General features: G+C 58.1%; 4 protein-coding genes and 1 pseudogene. 2 read left to right on the top strand and 3 right to left on the bottom strand.

Annotation, left to right across the window (positions count from 1 at the left end; genetic code table 11):
- The 3 genes and pseudogenes from FEM54_RS35240 to FEM54_RS26000 all read right to left on the bottom strand — a co-directional run.
- Positions 1 to 132, bottom strand: a pseudogene (locus FEM54_RS35240) (inhibitor of vertebrate lysozyme family protein); the annotation flags it as partial.
- A 2-nt stretch (positions 133 to 134) separates the two neighbouring features.
- Positions 135 to 299, bottom strand: a complete 165-nt coding sequence (locus FEM54_RS26005; protein WP_003170804.1) for a DUF1328 domain-containing protein — start codon at positions 297 to 299, stop codon at positions 135 to 137.
- 78 nt (positions 300 to 377) lie between these two features.
- Complete coding sequence (locus FEM54_RS26000; protein WP_017139082.1) at positions 378 to 668, bottom strand: hypothetical protein; 291 nt, start codon at positions 666 to 668, stop codon at positions 378 to 380.
- Positions 669 to 1,046: 378 nt separating this feature from the next.
- Between FEM54_RS26000 and algB the strand changes: the two genes are divergently transcribed.
- A complete protein-coding gene (gene algB, locus FEM54_RS25995; protein WP_017139083.1) occupies positions 1,047 to 2,393 on the top strand; it encodes a sigma-54-dependent response regulator transcription factor AlgB in 1,347 nt (448 codons plus the stop codon).
- Between the two features lie 10 nt (positions 2,394 to 2,403).
- A complete protein-coding gene (locus FEM54_RS25990) occupies positions 2,404 to 4,191 on the top strand; it encodes an ATP-binding protein (protein WP_017139084.1) in 1,788 nt (595 codons plus the stop codon).
- Positions 4,192 to 4,242: the final 51 nt, after the last annotated feature.

Below are 4,242 nucleotides of genomic sequence, written 5' to 3'. Positions count from 1 at the left end.
GGTTTCGCGGTACTGCTTATCCGCACTAAGCAATTCGTTGGCTCGGGATTGGCCGTCATTGGCGGCCATCACCAGCCCGCTGCCGCCCAAGAGCAGGGCGGCAGCCATGGCTTTAAAGGACAAAATGGTCATATTCAGCCTCGGCCGCGACGACCAAAGAAGAACGAAGCGATGAACATCACCAGGAAGACCACAAACAGAATTTTTGCGATACCCGTGGCGGTGCCCGCGATACCACCGAAGCCCAGGACTGCAGCCACAATGGCGATGATCAGAAATGTGATTGCCCAACTCAACATGGTGATTCTCCTTACGCTTTTATAGGGGTAACAGCGGTAGTGCCGTGCAGCCGCTCAACACAAGCGACCTTTTCTTGCTTAGAACACCCAGCGCTCTTGGGTTGGCAATTCACCCAGGGTTGAATCCTGGCCTGCCACTCTCAATTGCGGGGCGGTTACTTCAGTAGTAGCGCTGGCGCTGCCAACGGAACGGAAATGGGTTTGGGTCATCGACGGACGTTCGAATTGCGCGGTTTGCTGCTGACTTTGCTGCCAATGCTGCATCTGCTGGCCGGCAATCAACGTGACCATCAAAGCCAGGCTGGCGAACAGACCTTGCTGCAAGCGCAGTGGCGATACACGTAGTTGGCTGAGGCTTTGGCGAGTCATGCTGCATTTCTCCCGCATTTTGATTATTCGTTGGGAGAGCTATTGCAGAGTGCATGCCAGTTTTTTTTCAAAATAAAACTCAATAAAATCAATTAGTTATAGATACACCAATACAGTAGCGAACAGCATCCTGCACGATGCCCCTTTGCAGGCCGTGCGAAATGCACGATGGTCAGTGGTCGGGTCAATGGATCGAAACAACCGCGGGCGTTGCCGAATTGGCAAGAAGGCAAGAAAACGCCATCAATCGGCGCCTTTGTAGGGGAACGTGAAGATACCTGCGCGAAGATGCCTTTTATGAATCAGAATAAACCATGCAACTTGCCCGATTAATCCGGGACTAAACACCATCATTTATAGTTAAGGAGCGCGGGACAGATGGAATCAGCCAAGGAACTTCAAGGCCGCATTCTTTTAGTGGATGACGAATCCGCGATCCTCCGCACCTTCCGTTACTGCCTGGAAGATGAAGGCTACAGCGTAGCCACTGCCAACAGCGCCGCCCAAGCCGATGCCTTGATGCAGCGTCAGGTATTCGACCTGTGCTTCCTGGACCTGCGCCTGGGTGAAGACAATGGCCTGGATGTGTTGGCCCAGATGCGCATCCAGGCGCCATGGATGCGCGTGGTGATTGTGACCGCGCATTCGGCTGTAGACACCGCCGTTGACGCGATCCAGGCCGGCGCCGCCGACTACCTGGTCAAGCCGTGCAGCCCCGATCAACTGCGCCTGGCCACCGCCAAGCAGTTGGAAGTGCGCCAGCTCTCCGCACGCCTGGAAGCACTGGAAGGCGCAGTGCGCCAACCCAAGGACGGCCTCGATTCCCACAGCCCGGCGATGATGGTGGTACTGGAAACTGCGCGTCAGGTGGCTGGCACCGATGCCAATATTTTGATCCTCGGTGAGTCCGGCACCGGTAAAGGCGAGCTGGCCCGGGCCATTCACGGGTGGAGCAAACGCTCGAAAAAATCCTGCGTGACCATTAACTGTCCGTCACTGACAGCCGAGCTAATGGAAAGCGAGTTGTTCGGCCATAGCCGTGGCGCGTTTACCGGCGCCAGTGAGAGCACGCTGGGCCGCGTTAACCAAGCCGACGGCGGCACGCTGTTTCTCGACGAGATCGGCGACTTTCCCCTGACGTTGCAGCCAAAACTGCTGCGATTCATTCAAGACAAGGAATATGAGCGCGTAGGCGACCCGGTCACTCGACGTGCTGATGTGCGCATCCTCGCGGCCACCAACCTGAACCTGGAAGACATGGTGCGCGACGGCCGTTTCCGGGAAGACTTGCTCTACCGCCTCAACGTCATCACCCTGCACCTGCCGCCCCTGCGCGAGCGCAGTGAAGACATCCTGACTCTGGCCGACCGTTTCCTGGCGCGCTTCGTCAAAGAGTATGCCCGACCTGCACGCGGTTTCAGCGATGCCGCCCGTGAAGCGCTGCTTAACTACCGCTGGCCGGGCAATATCCGCGAACTGCGTAACGTGGTGGAGCGGGCCAGCATCATTTGCCCGCAGGAAAAGGTTGAAATCAGCCACCTCGGAATGGCCGAACAGCCGACCAACAATGCCCCGCGTATTGGCGCAGCACTGAGCCTGGACGAACTGGAGAAAGCCCATATCGGCGCCGTTCTCGCTACCAGCGACACCTTGGATCAAGCGGCCCGCACGCTGGGCATCGACGCGTCGACCCTGTACCGCAAACGTAAACAGTACAACCTGTGAGCTGTACCTTATGAAGCTTGCGATGAAACTGCGCACTCGGTTGTTTCTGAGTATCTCAGCGCTGATAACCGTCGCCCTGTTGGGACTGGTCCTGGGACTGGTCAGCGTAATGCAAATGGCCAAGAGCCAGGAGTCGCTGATCCGCAGCAACTTTATCACCCTGGACCTGGGCCTCAAGCTGCGCCAGACCTTGGGCGACCAGTTGATCCTGATGCTGGAGGAGCAGCCCGACCCCGCTGCCCTGCAGACGTCCAAGCAGAACTATTTTGCCCTGCTGGACCAGGGCATCGCCCATGAGCAGCAGGACGGCAGAACCAGTGGCTTCAGCCAGGCACGCATCGACTACCTGAATTTCCTCAAGGCGTTTGACGAGGCTCAGCAAAGCTCACTGGCCAACAATAAAAACGAAAAACTCACCGAAACCTTCAATGCACTGCGTAACGGACTGATTGCTGAACACAAAGGCGCCCTGGAAAATATCAACGACAGCGAGCACAAGTCGCGCAATCGCGCCTTGTTAATCGCCGGCTTGCTGGGGCTGGTCGGCCTGGCGGTGTTGATCATCGGCTTCGTCACCGCCCATGGCATCGCCCGGCGCTTTGGCGGGCCAATTGAAGCCTTGGCCAAGGCCGCCGACAAGATCGGGCAAGGCGATTTCGAAGTGACGCTGCCGATCTCATCGGCGGCAGAAATGAATCAGCTGACCCGTCGTTTCGGCATCATGGCCGAAGCACTGCGTCAGCATCAGGCGACCAATATCGATGAATTGCTGGCCGGCCAGCAACGCCTGCAAGCAGTGCTCGACAGCATCGACGACGGCTTGCTGATGATTGACCGCCAAGGCCGTCTGGAACACCTTAACCCAGTGGCACAGCGCCAGTTGGGCTGGGACGAAGAGCGCCTCGGCCAGGGCTTGGGTGAAGCCTTGGGTCGCCCTGAAATGGATGAGCAGCTGCAACTGGTGCTGCGCGGCGGCAACCTGGAGCGCGCGCCGGACGATCTGGAAGTGGAAGTCGAGGGCGAACTGCGTCTGCTGACCTACAGCCTGACGCCGGTCAGCCATACCCAAGGGCATATTCTAGGTGCGGTGATGGTGCTGCATGACGTCACCGAACAACGCGCGTTCGAACGTGTGCGCAGCGAGTTCGTATTGCGCGCCTCCCACGAATTACGCACGCCGGTGACGGGCATGCACATGGCCTTCGGGCTGTTTCGCGAACGGGCGAAGTTTCCCGCCGAGTCCCGTGAGGCCGACCTGCTGGATACGGTCAATGAAGAAATGCAGCGCCTGATGCAGTTGATCAACGACCTGCTCAACTTCTCGCGCTACCAGAACGGCCTGCAAAAACTCACGCTCGGGCCATGCGATGTCACTGATTTGCTCGAGCACGCACGAGCCCGGTTCACGGAGCCCGCGAACGCACAACACATCGAACTGCTGGTGGAAGCCCAATCGGAATTGCCCAGGCTGTACGCCGACCAGGTTCAACTCGAGCGTGTACTCGATAACCTTCTAGGCAATGCTTTGCGACATACGGCCAATGGTGGCCAGATTCGCTTGCAGGCGCGCCGCCACGGCGAACGGGTGATTATCAGCGTTGAAGATAACGGCGAGGGTATTGCCTATGGCCAACAGGGGCGCATCTTTGAACCTTTCGTACAAGTAGGCCGCAAGAAAGGCGGCGCTGGCCTGGGGCTGGCGTTGTGCAAGGAGATCGTACAGTTGCACGGCGGTCGCATGGGCGTGTATTCGCGGCCGGGGCAGGGTACGCAGTTCTATATGGCGTTGCCGTTGTAGCCTGGATACAAAAAAATGTGGGAGCGGGCTTGCCCGCGATGACGGAGTGTC

The sequence above is a fragment of the Pseudomonas edaphica genome (assembly GCF_005863185.1).
Taxonomy (GTDB): domain Bacteria; phylum Pseudomonadota; class Gammaproteobacteria; order Pseudomonadales; family Pseudomonadaceae; genus Aquipseudomonas; species Aquipseudomonas edaphica.
Note: the sequence above shows the minus strand (reverse complement) of the source record. Positions and strands in the feature narration are given on the sequence as shown.

Excerpts from the sequence above, each read along its gene's own strand:
- FEM54_RS26005 (WP_003170804.1), bottom strand. The coding sequence starts at position 299 with ATGTTGAGTTGGGCAATCACATTTCTGATCATCGCCATTGTGGCTGCA.
- FEM54_RS26000 (WP_017139082.1), bottom strand. The coding sequence starts at position 668 with ATGACTCGCCAAAGCCTCAGCCAACTACGTGTATCGCCACTGCGCTTG.
- algB (WP_017139083.1), top strand. The coding sequence starts at position 1,047 with ATGGAATCAGCCAAGGAACTTCAAGGCCGCATTCTTTTAGTGGATGAC.
- FEM54_RS25990 (WP_017139084.1), top strand. The coding sequence starts at position 2,404 with ATGAAGCTTGCGATGAAACTGCGCACTCGGTTGTTTCTGAGTATCTCA.